10 protein-coding genes and 1 pseudogene are annotated in these 12,156 nt (G+C 69.0%); 6 read left to right on the forward strand and 5 right to left on the reverse strand.

Going from position 1 to position 12,156, the window contains the following annotated elements; genetic code table 11:
- Positions 1 to 228: 228 nt before the first annotated feature.
- From QM641_RS11935 to QM641_RS11945, 3 genes are all read left to right on the forward strand, one after another.
- A complete protein-coding gene (locus tag QM641_RS11935) occupies positions 229 to 468 on the forward strand; it encodes a DUF6364 family protein (protein WP_415116755.1) in 240 nt (79 codons plus the stop codon).
- A complete protein-coding gene (locus QM641_RS11940) occupies positions 465 to 884 on the forward strand; it encodes a PIN domain-containing protein (RefSeq protein WP_415116757.1) in 420 nt (139 codons plus the stop codon). Before QM641_RS11935 ends, QM641_RS11940 begins: the two co-directional genes overlap by 4 nt.
- 74 nt (positions 885 to 958) lie before the next feature.
- Complete coding sequence (locus QM641_RS11945; protein WP_415116759.1) at positions 959 to 1,114, forward strand: hypothetical protein; 156 nt, start codon at positions 959 to 961, stop codon at positions 1,112 to 1,114.
- Between the two features lie 180 nt (positions 1,115 to 1,294).
- On the opposite strand, the gene QM641_RS11950 is transcribed toward QM641_RS11945, so the two are convergent.
- Both QM641_RS11950 and QM641_RS11955 read right to left on the reverse strand, forming a co-directional pair.
- The gene (locus tag QM641_RS11950) at positions 1,295 to 2,740 is read right to left on the reverse strand and encodes a purine-cytosine permease family protein (RefSeq protein WP_415116761.1); all 1,446 of its coding nucleotides are present in this window, start codon (positions 2,738 to 2,740) and stop codon (positions 1,295 to 1,297) included.
- A 66-nt stretch (positions 2,741 to 2,806) separates the two neighbouring features.
- Positions 2,807 to 3,619, reverse strand: a complete 813-nt coding sequence (locus QM641_RS11955) for a nitrilase-related carbon-nitrogen hydrolase (protein WP_415116763.1) — start codon at positions 3,617 to 3,619, stop codon at positions 2,807 to 2,809.
- A gap of 204 nt (positions 3,620 to 3,823) precedes the next feature.
- On the opposite strand from QM641_RS11955, the gene QM641_RS11960 reads away from it, so the two are divergent.
- Both QM641_RS11960 and QM641_RS11965 read left to right on the forward strand, forming a co-directional pair.
- Positions 3,824 to 4,792, forward strand: a complete 969-nt coding sequence (locus tag QM641_RS11960) for an AsnC family transcriptional regulator (protein ID WP_415116765.1) — start codon at positions 3,824 to 3,826, stop codon at positions 4,790 to 4,792.
- Between the two features lie 116 nt (positions 4,793 to 4,908).
- Entirely contained in the window at positions 4,909 to 6,069 is a 1,161-nt protein-coding gene (locus QM641_RS11965) for a Fic family protein (protein WP_415116767.1), read from the forward strand.
- Positions 6,070 to 6,112: 43 nt separating this feature from the next.
- Here QM641_RS11965 and QM641_RS11970 read toward each other — a convergent pair whose 3' ends face one another.
- From QM641_RS11970 to QM641_RS11980, 3 genes are read right to left on the reverse strand one after another with little or no spacing between them, the layout of a single operon-like run.
- Positions 6,113 to 7,462 carry a hypothetical protein gene (locus QM641_RS11970; protein ID WP_415116769.1) on the reverse strand — a complete coding sequence of 450 codons (1,350 nt, stop codon included), beginning with the start codon at positions 7,460 to 7,462 and terminating at the stop codon, positions 6,113 to 6,115.
- Positions 7,463 to 7,472: 10 nt separating this feature from the next.
- On the reverse strand, positions 7,473 to 9,533 hold the full coding sequence (locus QM641_RS11975; protein ID WP_415116771.1) for a CHAT domain-containing protein: 2,061 nt from the start codon (positions 9,531 to 9,533) through the stop codon (positions 7,473 to 7,475).
- 30 nt (positions 9,534 to 9,563) lie between these two features.
- Entirely contained in the window at positions 9,564 to 11,522 is a 1,959-nt protein-coding gene (locus QM641_RS11980; protein WP_415116773.1) for a CHAT domain-containing protein, read from the reverse strand.
- A gap of 267 nt (positions 11,523 to 11,789) precedes the next feature.
- On the opposite strand from QM641_RS11980, the pseudogene QM641_RS11985 reads away from it, so the two are divergent.
- Positions 11,790 to 12,156 (forward strand): annotated as a pseudogene (locus QM641_RS11985) (2-isopropylmalate synthase); the annotation flags it as partial.

Here is a 12,156-nt window from a genome sequence, read left to right on the forward strand (position 1 = left end):
ACCCACCACAACCTCCACACACCCGGTGTTGCAATAGCCCCCTGAAGCCGCCGCCATCCCGCGGCAGAACGCGCCAAGCGAGCGCGATGGCGTGCCGCTGAGTTGGCGCATCCTGTCGCCGTCCCCGACTCCGGCGACGAGGTGCGCCAGGTGAAGGCTCGTGCCGTCGGCGGCTGGGCGGGTACATCGACTCCTACGTGGCCGTGATCCAGTGATACACTGGATCACATGGCTACCCGGAACCTGACGCTCTCCCTTCCGGAGGAGCTCGTGCGAAAGGCGAAGCTCCTCGCGGCCGAACGAGACACGTCGGTCTCGGCATTGGTTGCGGAGCTCGTGCAGAACCTCGCGGGAGGGACGTCCGACTACGAACGCGCGTGGGCCGACGAGGTCGCTCTGATGAAGCGCGGCAGCGGTCTGCGCGTGGGTGAGATCACCTGGTCGCGCGACGAGCTGCATCACCGATGAGCCTCCAGTTCGTCGACACGAACGTTCTCGTCTACGCCTACGACGAAGGTGCGGGGGAGCGGCACGTGCAGGCGATCGAGCTCGTCGATCAGCTCGGTCGTGGACGGAGCGGGGCGATCAGCGTGCAGGTGCTGCAGGAGTTCGTGGTGAATGTGACGAGGAAGAGCGCGGTTCCGCTGTCGATGGCCGACGCCCGCGCACGGGTTCGGATGCTGAGTCGCTGGCCGACGCATTCGCCCCTCGCCTCCGATGTCGTCGCCGCCACCGAGATCGCCGAGTCGAGCCGGCTGTCGTTCTGGGACGCGATGATCGTCAGGAGTGCCGTGCGCATGGAGTGCGATGTCCTGTGGAGCGAGGACCTCAATCCGGGCCAGCGCATAGCCGGCGTGGAGATCAGGAACCCCTTCGCGCGCTGAGACGGGAACGCGGGGCACCCGGCCCCGGGAACGGAAGCGACAATGCGCTCGGCCATCTCGATGGAGGGGATGCCGTGCGCCGCCACGCAGGTGTCGGCATCGATCCCGCCCGCTTCGATGAGCTGGCAGCGACCCCGCCGGGGTCACCGGCGCGCGCCGCGCTGATCGCCGAGCTGCGCGGTCCGAGCTGGCGCGACCGATTCGGCGACGCCGCATTCGACGAACGCTAGGCCGGTCGTCACCATCCCCTGTCGCGGCGAGCACACCCGCGTGATCGGCGACTCCGCGCTGCTCGTGACAGACGCCACGCGTGCCGATCCGGAGCTGGACCGTGCGGCACTGGCATCCTTCACCCGGCACGTCGACTCCGGCGCGTGAACGATGTTGCACCGTCGGCTATCCCCCGGGTCTTAATGCGTGTCGAGCCCGAGCTGGCTCGCGCTTCGACGGATCGCCTCCTCCTCCCGACGTCGATCCTGCCCTCTCGAGAGGAGGAAGTAGACGAGTCCTGATACCAGCAACCCCACGGCGAATGCCAGGTCCGCACCGCCGAGGGCTGCGGCAGCCGGGCCGGTGAAGAAGGCCAGCGAGAAGAACGGGATCATCGCGGCGAAACCGACCGCGTAGGCGACGAGTCCGCGCCATGCCCACCGGCCATAGACGCCGTCCGCCGCCACGATGTCGGCGAGCGCGTACCGCCCCCTGCGCACCAGATAGAAATCCACCAGGTTCACCGCCGACCACGGAATCAGGAAGTAGAGCATGAGGCCCACGAAGCTGCTGAAGCTGCCGACGTAGTCGTCCGGGAGCACGAGCGCGATCAGCAGCGACGCGAGACCGACGATCACCAACGCGATCACGCGCATCTTCACGGTGGGTTTGATGGGTCGGAAGCCGTCGATCGCGCTCGCGCCGGTGAGCATCGCACCGTAGGCGTTGACACCCATGATCGAGACGAGCGCGAGCACCGAGACGATCACAGTGAGCTCGCCGAAGCCGGGGAAGAGCAGGTCTCCCACAGAGCGTAGGGTTCCGATCGGATCGGCGTTCGGAACGTAACTGGCCAGCACTGCCCCGAGCGACATCAGCCACATCGCGGAGAGGCCTGCACCGGCATAGACGGCGCCGATGAGCTTCGGGGCTGACGCATCGGCCGGCAGGTACCTGGTGTAATCGGAGACGTAGACGGAGTAACTGATGTTGTAGCCGGCAGCGAGCGAGAACTGGATCAGGAAGGCGGAGGCGTTCCACCCCGCGGTCGCCGCCGCAGCGGCCGGCGCGACGGGAGTCTGCGCGAAGTGGATGATGGCGAAGACCGTGATCACGAGAAACACTGCAAGCAGGGCGTAGGTGAGCCACCGCTGGATACGGTGGAGCAGGTCGTGCCCCACCACGGCGATGGTGATCGAGACGGCGAGCACGAGGGGATACCAGAACCAGGTGGCGTCGGGAAAGATCCCGATTCCCTGAGTGACCAGCACGGTGTCGAAGACGAGGAAGCCGACGTAGACGAAGACGACCGCGGTGAACGGGATCACTGCGCCGCGACTGCCGAACTGGGCGCGGGACTGGATCATCTGCGCGAGTCCCATTCGGGGTCCCTGGTTCGCGTGGAAGGCCATGAAGAACGTGCCGAACCCGGCTCCGAGCACGGCGGCGAGCACGGTGTATCCGAGGCCGAGACCCAACGCAGGTCCGGTGAAGCCGACGACCAAGGTCGTCAGCACGAAATTTCCGGTGAACCAGAACGGGCCCTGATGCCAGACCTTGCCGTGGCGCTCGGCGAGGGGAATGATGTCGATGGAGCGCGTCTCGACGCGACTCGCGTGCGGTTCGGCGGATTCTGCCGTGGACATGTGCGTCCTTCCTGTGGTGTGGTTCGTGAACGCGGCCGTGCGTTCGGGTGTGCCGCGTGCGTTCGCTCAGTAGAGTTCCGGCCTGCGGTCGCCGAACACGTCGCTGTACTCCGCGACACGCTTGTTCCGGCTGGCGGCGAGGTCGATCTCGGCCAGCAGGATCGTCTCGCCCGCCTCGGCCGGGTTCGCGAGTGCTCGCGGCCAGCCGTCGGCGTCGACGATGACCGACGAAGATGTCCACTGCACGCCTCGCTCCACGCCGGTGCGATCGCACACCGCGATCGCGACCCGGTTCATGGATGCCTCGGCCTGAACCCGGATGACTTCGGCCGGACGTTCGCCATCGGGCCGCACGCCCGCCGGCCAGTTCACAGGAGCACAGATCAATTCAGCGCCGCCGAGAGCGGGAAGGCGCACCCACTCAGGAAACTCCAGGTCGTAGCAGATTATCGTCGAGATCCGCCCGACGGGTGTGTCGACGATCGGGGGGCGTGCGTCTCCGGCGAAGAAGATCAGTCTTTCCCGGTCCCAGAGGTGTGCCTTGCGGTAGACGACCGGCGCCGCGCGTGGCACGAGGACGACCGAGCTGTTGTACGGGCGATCGCCTCCGTTCGCCTCACAGAATCCTGCGACGACCACGACCCCCATTCGATCGGCGGCCTGCCGCCACGGCTCGAGCTCAGGTCCGTCAGCCACCACGCTCGCGGCGCACGCTTCGGCCGCGTCTTCGAAGACGTAGCCGGATGTCGCCAGCTCCGGCAGCACGACGACTCGTGCCCCTCTGTTCGAGGCCGTCTCGATCAGCGTCAGCCCACGGGCGATGTTGGCCTTCACCTCGCCGAGGTCCGGAGCGAACTGGCAACTGGCCACAACGGTCATCGGGGCTCCCTGGTGTTCGGCGCTGCTGCTTGGCGATACAGTAGGCTGCCTCGATCCCCAAGGCCAACCGCTTTCTCAATCAACAGGGGCGCAGATTGCGGTTTCGCTACATTCAAGCGACAATTTGTCACTAAGGCATCTTCAGATGGTGATTGTCATGCAGTATTGAACGAGTCTGCGGTGCGAAGATCGTAGTGAGGGCGTATGGATTCACGTGTCCCGCGTTGGACCGAGCAGCAACTTCGGGATGTGCGCAGGCGAGTGTTCAAGAAGCTTCGCTCAGACGGGCGTGCCAGCTTCACGCGCATCGGCGAAGAGCTGGGTGTGCCTCGGCATCTCGTCGCCTCGATCGTCGAGCGTGCTGTCGCCGCGGACGAGCTCCGGTTGACGGTCTCGATCAGTCCTGATCTGCTCGGCCTCGAACGCTTCGCGTATACACAGGTCCTGGTCGACGGCCCGGTGGCGCCGGTGCGCGATGCGCTCGTTGCGCTGTCGGCGACGACCTTCGTCGCGGATGTCGCCAGTCACTTCCCGATCGAGGCCGAGATCCGAGTCGGCGCGGACCCTCGTCTACGAGAGACGCTCGATGTCATCGCCCAACTGCCCGGGGTGCGCGAGGTGCAGACGAGTATCTATGAGAGCATCGAGGCGAATCAGTACTCCCCGCTCAGGACGGGCGGCACGAGGATCCGTGTCGATACTGCGGATCGGGCCATGATCGGGGTGCTGCAGCAGAATTGTCGCGCATCGTTGCGGGAGCTGGGCGATGCCGCGGGCCTCTCGCCCAGCGGTGCACGCGTACGCTTCGAGCGACTCCTGCGCCACGAGGCGATCAGGCCGGTCGGCATCCCGGTCAGGGCGCATCATTCCGACACGACTTCTCTTCGGGCCGGCATCCGAGCCGCCGGGCCTGCCTCCGAACTGCTGCCGCACCTCCTCTCCGTCGAGCCCGAATTCCTTGCTGTCGCGGTCGGCAGGTACGACTTCATCGCGACGTTGACCGCCGACACGGTTGAGGAGGTCTTGGAGATCACGGAGCGGCTGCGGAGCTTCGCGCTCGTGGCCGCCGTGGACGTCTCGGCGAATCTTCGGATCGTGAAGGAACGCTACGGCGATGGCGACCGGATCGCGGTCGCGCACGAGACCGGTTCTCGGCTAGATGCTCTAAAGTAGAAATAGCCTCGTGGAAGGAGGCTTTGATGGGTCGATACGTCGAGCGTCTGTGGCATCCCGAAAGTGCGAGCGGCTTGAGTCGCAGGGATCGCGCGCCGGGTCGCTACCGTGCGTATGTGCCGGACGAGTTGGGGGATCGGCTCCCGACCCTGGGCGCTGATGCGCGGGATGCCGCCGAGGACGCGCTCGCGGTGCTGGCGCGCGCCGATGAGCGGATCGGCTCGCGTGGCCGGTATCTGAACCATCTGCTGATCCGGTCCGAGTCCATCTCCTCTTCTTGGATCGAGGGCAACCGTGTCACGCCGAAGCGCCTGGCGATCGCGGAGCTGTTGCACCACGGACCGCGTCAGGCGCTCGGGGTCGTGGCGAACGTGCGGGCGACGGAGGCGGCGATCGCGGAACTGGCCGACCGGACGCGCGTGATCACGACGGATGACATCGTGGACCTCCAGCACGTCATCGAACCCGGGCTGGCGCGCGGCCTGCGGCAGGAACAGAACTGGGTCGGTGGACCGGGTTGGTCTCCGCTGCGTGCCGCGTTCGTGCCGCCGCCGGAAGCCGACGTGCCTCGCCTCGTCGCCGACCTCGCGAGCTTCGTCACGAAGGCCTCCGGGAACGCCGTGGTGCGCGCGGCGATCGCGCATGCGCAATTCGAGACGATCCACCCGTTCATCGATGGCAATGGCCGCACCGGGCGCGCCCTGATCCATACGATCCTGCGTCGGACGGATGCTCTGCGCAATATCCTCATCCCGATCAGTACGGTCTTCGCCGGCGACACGGACTCCTATGTCGGCGGCCTCGTCGGATACCGGGCGGACCCGCCGGCCCTGGACGACTGGGTGATCGGTTTCGCGCACGCCGCAGAGCGCGCCGCGGGCAACGCGGTGAAGCTCGCTGAGGACATCGCGGCCCTCGATCACGAGGTCTACGGTCGCCTGGTCGCTTTGCGTCGCGAGCGCGGTGCGAATCCCGCGACGCCTCGACGGGATGCCGTCGTGCTGCGCATCCTCGATACGCTCGCCTCAGACCCTGTGCTGACCGCCGAATCGGTCAGCACGCGTCTGGGCGCCTCGCCGCAGGCCGCGCATCGTGCGCTCACCGAGCTGGCCGAAGCCGGGGTGCTCGGGCGGACCAAGGACCAGCGCGGTCGGCTGATCTGCTGGACCGCTGACAGGCATCTCGCGCTCGTCGCACTCACAGAGCGCAGCAACCGTGTGGGCGGGGATGACACGCAGAACCGCAAGCCACGGCTCGGGCCACCGCCTCCGACGTGAGCTCAATATCGGGCCCACCGAAGGCCGAGGGGATGTGGTCGGCTCAGCGGCCGACCAGGGCCGCGCGCCAGCCCAGCCACACCAGCTCGCTGTGCGCCAGGTCGCTGTGGGCGCCCGAGGCTCCCTGGAGCGTCTTGATGACAGCGCTCGCGTCGATGTTGTAGCGGATGCCGGCAGAAAGCTCCGCGCCGGGCGAGGTCTCCCCCGCCTCCAGCGGCGGCAGCTCCACGGCTCCCGCCCCCTGCATCCCGAACGCCCCGATGCCGCCGTACTTGGGCAGCTCGTCGCCGAGCAGGTACTGACCGGCCAGGCGCACCGCGAGGGGGTAGAACCGGCCCACCGCGTAGTCCCAGCTCGAGCGGGTGACCACGATGGGGCCGGCGACGAACTCGGGACGGACCACGTCGGCGAAGTATCCGCGCCCGCCGCCGACCCGCGCAGGAACCTGCTCGGCGAACGCCCACAGCGACACGGCGCCCTGCACGAGGTAGAGCGATGCGACCGGCCGCACGGGAGGCTGCGGGACCTTCCCGGGCCCGCGCACGGCCGCCGACATCGCGATGGTGCCGAAGCTGTGCCCCATCAGGTGCACGCGCACGTGCTCGGGCGTCGCGGCCATGATCTCGCGCACGAGCTGTGCGGCCCCGCGCTCGCCGAACTCGCGCGCCTGGTTCTTGCAGTGCCAGAAGGTCAGCTGCCGGAGCGGACCGAGCACCGCCTCGCGGAGCTTGTGGAACAGGCCGCCGCCGAGGAGCCCATCGTCCGACGGCGCCTCGCATGTCGCCTGGAACACCTCGTCCGGATCCCAGCCGCTGCCGAGCAGGGGGTCGTCGCCGTCGGCCACGGCATTCGCCTCGGCGAGCGTCCGGTAGGCGCGCGTCACCTCAGCCGGGAGCGTGGAGCGATCCGTGGCATCCTCGTCCGGATCGATCTCGGACGCATAGGCGAGTACGGTCTGCAGCGCCGCTCGTACCCCCTCGCCCTCGGGCAGCACGGCCGCGTACTCGTCGACGGCCTCCTCGATGCTCATCGCGTCGTCGTCTGGAGCCTCCTCACCCAGCAGCCCGGTCGGGGCGCTCTTGAGTTCCCGATCGCTCCACGCGCGGCTCGGCCAGTGCACGCCGATCACGAAGGGACGGATGCCGTCATCCGCGGCATCCGGATTCGCCGCCCCCAGCCACCTGTCGTACTGCGCGATCGCGCCGTCGTAGTCGCCCTGCCAGCCGTGGCACAGGATGAAGACGTCGGTCACGTCGGCTCCTGGCCGCTGGAGCGCCTCGAGCGCCTCTGCGCTCGCGTGGGTGCCGTCGGCGTCGGGGCGCTCGTCGCCGTGCTTGTCGTAGCTGATCAGGTAGTACTCCTGATCCTTGCCGGGGATGCGTCGTAGGGACATGGTGTGCTCCTCACTGAGCCGGGGTCGGGGATGCCGCGAGCGCGGGTGCGACGACCGTGTCGGTGTCGCAGTGGATGCCGTACAGCAGGCCCAGCGGGTTGTTGTGCTCGGCGAGGAATCGGCGCCGCAGCGCGAGCACGACCTCGCCGAGCGGCATGCCGGAGAACAGCGCGTCGAAGAAGGCCTTGGCCCACTCGCTCGCGAACAGGCCCGGGGTCTTGCACTCGGTGCCGATAACGCCGCGCGCGCCTTTGGCGAGGAAGTAGGGCACAAACCCGTCGTAGAAGTTCGGCGTGAGCTGACCCGACTCGCACGCGTTGATGAACACGAGCGGGCGGCTGGGCATCATGTCCTCGGTCGGGGCGAAGGCCGACAGCTGACCGAGCGAGACGCTCTGCGATCCGGTCAGGATGAGCGCGGAGTCGTCCGGGTCGTGGTCCGACGCCTCGGCGTGGCAGTACAGGTACAGCACCTTGTCGGTCGCGGACGGCGCGAGGGCGCGCGCGATGAGGTCGTCGGCGCTGGTCCCCTCGGTGAGCGCGACGCCGCGCGCGGCCCAGTAGGCGCGCTGGGCGGCGACCGGATGCGACGGCATCTGTGCGTCGATGCCGTCGTTGTAGAGCACGCGGACGCTGAGGTCGGGGGTCGAGGCGATCGTCGGGGCGGGCGGCATGCGGTCGAGCTGGGCCATCGGGATCTGCTCGACGACGTGGCGCATGCCGATGAAGCCGTCCCACGACAGCGGCGCGGCGTCGAAGCGCTTCACCGGGTACATGAGCGCCCAGGGCACCGGGAAGCCGGTGGAGACCACCTGCAGGGTCGTCACGTCGTCGGCGAGCGTCTCGCACAACCAGGTGCCGACCCGCTTCAGGTCGTCGGATGCCTCGGGCCCGGCGAAGATCGCCTGGAAGAGCCGGAAGCCCGCAAAGGCCAGATCGCGCAGGAACGCCTCGCCGTCGGCCGGGGAGATCGTGAGGTCCAGCGCGATCGGCGGTTGCTTGACGGCGTTCAGGAGCACGGTGCGCACCTTCTCGATGCGCGCGCCGAGCTCGTCCTCGGTGAGGCGGATCCGGATCGGATCGGCGCACACCTGCGGAGCCATCAGCTCGTAGCCGCCGCCGACCGGCATGAGCTGCAGCGTCGCGGAGCGCTCGTCGAGCATCGCCGCCGCGCCGGCGGGGCGGCCGTAGTTGGCCACGTCGGTGGCGGCATCCGCGTCGAAGGTCACGTCCAGGCGCTGCAGGAAGTTCCCCTTCACGTCGACGAGGATGCTGAGGGTGCGGTCACGCGGCGTGCCGTCGTCGTCGCGCACGTCGAGCGGGGTGATCTCGAACAGCGCGCGCGCCGTGGATCTGCCGTCGCGGCCGACGCGCAGCTGCTGCGGGAAGGGCGGCACGGTGAAGTCGCTGCTCATCAGCCGCACGCCGAGGTCGATCGTCTCCTCGCCCGCGGGGATGGGGATCTCGCTCGGCGCCGAGGCGACAGCGCCGGCGTCGCGCTCGCCGAAGAAGACGGCCAGCGCGTAGGGGCGCGTGGTCTCCAGCGGTGCGCCGTCGTTGTCGAGCTCCGCGTTCAGCCACGTCTGCACCGTCTCGGCGTCCGTTCCGACGGGCTCGGCGGCGGACGGGGGCGCGGGTGCGGCGGGTTTCGGCGCGACGGGGAGGACCGGATGCCACGACCTGTCGCCCGCGCCGCCGGAGAGCAGTCCGTCTCCGGGGTCGACGGTGATCGAGCGCGCCCGCGGCTCGAGCGAGCGGACCGCCGCGTCGAGCTCGTCGTCCTCGCCGGCTCCGAAGCCGAGTCGGCCGGCGTCGGCATCCGCACGATAGCGCGCATTCAGGTCGGCGTCGTCGTCCAAGACCTGCAGGACGACGCGCGCCCGCTCGGCGAGGGTCGTCGCCTTCGCCCACTCGGTGCGCCCGACGACCGCGTCGTAGAGGTCGACGACCGACGGCGGGAAGTCCGCCGCGACCGCGTCCCGGCCGGACGCTCCGGCGAAGGTGCGCGCGAGGATCACCGCCTCGACGATCCGGCTCGAGAGGTCGTCGGGGGTGTTCGCCGCGCTGTTCATGGTTCCTCGCTCTCGCCTATGATCCCGCGCTCACGCCGCCGATGCCAGGGCGGGCGCGATCACGGTGTCGGTGTCGCAGTGCACGCCGTACAGGAGCCCGAGCGGGTTGTTGTGCTCGGCGAGGAATCGCCGCCGCAGCGTCAGCACCGACCGGCCGACCGACCTGCCCGCGAACAGCTCGTCGAAGAAGGCCTTGGCCCACTCGCTCGCGAAAAGGCCGGGGGTCTTGCACTCGGTGCCGATCACCCCGCGCGCGCCTTTGGCGAGGAAGTAGGGCACGAACCCGTCGTAGAACTCCGGGGTCAACTGCGCGGACTCGCACGCGTTGATGAACACCAGCGGATGGCTCTGCAGCACGTCGTCGGTCGGCGCGTACACCGACAGCTGACCGAGCGACACGCTGGTGGATCCGCTGAAGATCAGCTTCGAGTCGTCGGGGTCGACGGCGGATGCCTCGGCGTGGCAGTACAGGTAGAGCACCTTGTCGGTCGCCGACGACGACAGACCCTGCGTGACGAGCTCGTCGACCGTACGGCCCTCGACGAGGGCCACCTTGCGACTGCCCCAGTAGGCGCGCTGCGCGGCGACCGGCCGCGACGGCATCGCGTGGTCGATGCCGTCGTCGTAGAGCGTGCGGACGCCGAGTTCGGGAGTGGAGTCGATGGTCGGGGCGGCGGGCAGGTCGGCCAGCTGCGCCAGCGGGATCTGCTCCACGATGTGGCGCATGCCGATGAAGTTGTCCCACGACAGCGGCTCCGCGTCGAAGCGCCGCACCGCGTACATCAGGGGCCACGGCACCGGAAAGGCGGTCGAGACGACCTGCAGGGTCGTGGCATCCTGCTCCAGCCGCGTGCACAGCCAGTCCCTGACCCGCTTGAGGTCGCTCGAGGCCTCGGGGCCGGAGAAGACGGCCTGGAAGAGGCGGAACCCGGCGAAGGCGAGGTCGCGCAGCAGCGCGTCTCCGTCGGCGGGCGGGATGTCCAGCTGGAACGCGATCGGGGGTCGCTTCACCGCCTGCAGGAGAACCTTCCGCACCTTGCGGATCCGCGCGCACAGCTCCTCCTCGGTCAGCCGGAGCTCGATCGGGTCGGAGCACACCTGCGGGGCGAGCAGCTCGTAGCCGCCCTCCGACGGCTTGAGCTGGATCGCGACGCTGCGTTCGTCGAGCATCGCTGCGGCGGCGGGCCGGCGCCCGTAGCTCTCCAGGTCGGGCACCTCGGCGCGGTCGAAGGTCAGGTCCAGCCGCTGCAGGAAGTTCCCGCGCACGTCCACGAGCACGCTGAGGCCGTGCGGGGCCTGCGTGCCGTCGTCGCGCCGGCGCTCCCGCGGCCGGATGTCGAACAGGGCACGAGCGGTCGAGCACCCGTCCCGCCCGATCTGCAGCCGCTGCGGGTCGGCGGGCACGTCGAAGTCCGCGCTCATGACGCGCACCCGCACGTCGAGGGTGTCCTGCCCCTCGGGAAAGGGGAGCCACGTCTCGTCGGCGGCAGCACTGCCGCTCTCGGACGCGAAGAAGACGGCGAGCGTGTAGGCGGTGCCGACCACCAGGGGCGGCGCATCGTCGACGAGCTCCGCGTGCAGCCAGGACGGGACGGCGTCCACGCACTGCGGCGTGATGGTGCGGTGGGTGCCGGCGGCGTGGGCTGCGGCGTCGGGATGCCACGCCGCGGCCGTGGAGGCGCCGAGCAGTCCGTCCGCGCCGGCATCCGGGTGACCTGCGGCGGCGTCGACGATCTGCAGGACGTCCTCGTCCAGGTCGACGTGCAGCCGGGCGTCGAGGTCGGCGTCGCCGTCGATCGCCGTCGCGAGAGCGAGGGCCCGCTGGGCGGGCGTGGTCGCCGAGATCCAGCGGGGGAGCATCGTCGCCTGGTCGTAGAGGTCGACGATCTGCCGCGGATACGTCTGGACGACGAAGGAGCGGCCGCGGGGATGATCGAAGGCCGCCACGAGAGATGTGAGCCGATACGTCTGCGCTGTGCCGGTGACCATCGTCCCTCCCGTGCGCTCGGGCGTCCCTGCGGAACGCGTGGCGTCGTTCTGCTGTCAGGAGCGGGTATCGTCGCGGTCTGATACGTCGCCGGCCGCAGGCGCCGGCATCCGTTGTTCGCCACGAAGGCGCCCGCGGGTGTACCCTTGTCCCCATGCGCGCAGGCACGCTCCTTCTTAGCCGCCGCGACGAGTCCTCGTTCTAGGGCCCTCCTCGTCGCGGAGCTTGTCGTCGGCCCGCCTCACCTGACGAAGAGAAGCGAACCTCCCATGAAGAACACCCAGCAGCCGTCCGCCATGCCGATCCACAAGTATCGGCCGTTCCACGAGCAGATCCGCGTGCATCTGCCCGACCGCACGTGGCCCGACCAGCGCATCACCACCGCGCCGCGCTGGTGCGCCGTCGACCTGCGCGACGGCAACCAGGCGCTCATCGACCCGATGAGCCCCGAGCGCAAGCGCATCATGTTCGACCTGCTCGTGAGCATGGGCTACAAGGAGATCGAGGTCGGCTTCCCGTCGGCGAGCCAGACCGACTTCGACTTCGTGCGCCAGCTGATCGAAGAGGACCTCATCCCCGATGACGTCACGATCCAGGTGCTGACGCAGGCCCGTGCGCACCTGATCGAGCGGACCT

Origin of the sequence: Microbacterium sp., assembly GCF_047605725.1 — a bacterium.
Taxonomy (GTDB): Bacteria; Actinomycetota; Actinomycetes; order Actinomycetales; family Microbacteriaceae; genus Microbacterium.